2 protein-coding genes are annotated in these 1789 nt (G+C 54.9%); both read left to right on the top strand.

Annotated elements, in window-relative coordinates:
- The first annotated feature begins 165 nt into the window (after positions 1 to 165).
- A complete protein-coding gene (locus CW742_RS11810; protein WP_292420624.1) occupies positions 166 to 528 on the top strand; it encodes a hypothetical protein in 363 nt (120 codons plus the stop codon).
- Between the two features lie 610 nt (positions 529 to 1138).
- Positions 1139 to 1642: a hypothetical protein gene (locus CW742_RS11805; protein ID WP_292420623.1), complete on the top strand. Its 504-nt coding sequence runs from the start codon at positions 1139 to 1141 to the stop codon at positions 1640 to 1642.
- The last annotated feature ends 147 nt before the right edge of the window (positions 1643 to 1789 follow it).

Below are 1789 nucleotides of genomic sequence, written 5' to 3'. Positions count from 1 at the left end.
GAACATCAGAAACCGTGCGGCAGGTGTTGGGATTGTTGTCCCAAAGATGAAACAGCACCGGTACCACGTGAGCGTTCATTCACGCTCCATCAAACGAGAGCTGCGGCCGTCACTCAATAATGCGGGAGGCCTGACGATATCCCGGGGCAATGAGGAGAGTGTTGCATGAGCCGTGGACGACCGCCGCAAAGCGTGCTTTGCATTGCTCTGCCGGTTGCATGGTCACGGGGTTTTGTTACGCCCTGCCGGAGGGAACGCGGAAGTGTCTGCGACTTTGTTATCCACGCGGCAGCATATACCGCTGTTGTCCTGGTCCAGCGGACCCGCCGGCTCCACGGATCGATCGGGGAAATTGAATTTCAGTACGCAGAACAGATTTCCCGCTTAAGGCTTGTGCCGCAATGCCAGGGCCGGTTCCTGGAACTCTGGACCGGAAGCCCGTACGGTGTACTCCGGTTTTTCCGGCTAACGACAACAGGTCTCATCGAACTCTGTTGTACTGGAGACCCGCTTGCCAGTGCACGGTAAATTCCGGTTGCGCCGGGGTGGGGGATCCAAGGAAACAGAACCCCTTGCCAAGGATTCAGGAATTGCCACCGGAGAGGAGACACCTCCCGGGAATTCCCCGAATCCGGGCCCGTAAAGGGCTCAGAATCCCCCTTATTTTGAAAAAAACATGTCCTAATCGCAAAAATGCAGGCTTTCAACAGGTCAATAATTAGGAATCCATCTCATTTTCACGCCGTTGAAAAGCCATGTCCCGGACCATGCCCTAATGGGTCCTTTGGACGAGCGAAAGAGGAGGGGGACATAATTCAGTTCGACCCGGCATTTCTATCGCCGTTTGGATCTTCCATCATTAGGAACAATTTTGTTCCCTGGAAAAAACCCGAAAAAAACCTGCTAATTCTCTAAAAAGCCTTAATTTTTCCTCCGTTTTTCAAAAAAATCCTTTTTGAATTAAAATCCATTGCCTTTCACGTCGTATATTAGGTGTCAAAGGGGCCTCAATGACCCAAAGCAGAAACGGAGTCCCTGCTCTGGTCCGGGAGAATTGCGCACATCCCCCGGAACAAACGGCCGGAGATCCTGAAGATCTTCCGGCCGCCACCACATCAAAAACAGGAGGAGAAAAACAATGGCAGACTTTGTTGAGAAGACAAACGTAAAGACCGCGGTCCGCGAACTCGCGACCCCGATCGCAGGTGTATCGACATTCGACTCAATTGTCCAGTCCGTGATCACGGACAACCCGTTCGGCTGCGTTGCATGGACGGAAGGCGGCGTCAGCCACCAGCCGGTGGAGAAGAGCAAGGAAGCTTATGTCGTGAAGGTGATCTACCAGGACACCGATGCAAAGACCGTGGGCAATGACTCGTGCAAATTCGACACCATCGCCGGGTTCAATGCCGGCGCAACGGCACTGCTCGGCAGCGCCCCGCTCGCGGCAGCCCATGGAGGGACCGCAGTCCGCGACCCGGACAGCGAGACCTACTCGGCAACCATACGGTGCCGCGACCCGAACGGCGAGCTGTACATGGTAACGATTGCACGCGAACGCGTCAACCTCTCCTCGTACTCGGACGACGCGATCCGCACAAAGGTCGAGACCTGGGCAGATACCGTGGCGGCCCTGGCCTGAAGGGAACCGGAGGAGAACAAACCAATTTTTTTTGACAGGGAACAGTCCGGAAGCGAGGGTGATAACCCCCCCTTTTGCGCCAATTTGTCCCCCAAGGGGGACGGGGCGCAGTACGATTCTTCTCTTATACACATGTGACGCTTCCCA

This window comes from Methanoregula sp., assembly GCF_002835825.1.
GTDB lineage: Archaea > Halobacteriota > Methanomicrobia > Methanomicrobiales > Methanospirillaceae > Methanoregula.
The sequence above is the reverse complement of the archived record's forward strand: the minus strand, read 5'-3'. Positions and strand labels throughout refer to the sequence as shown.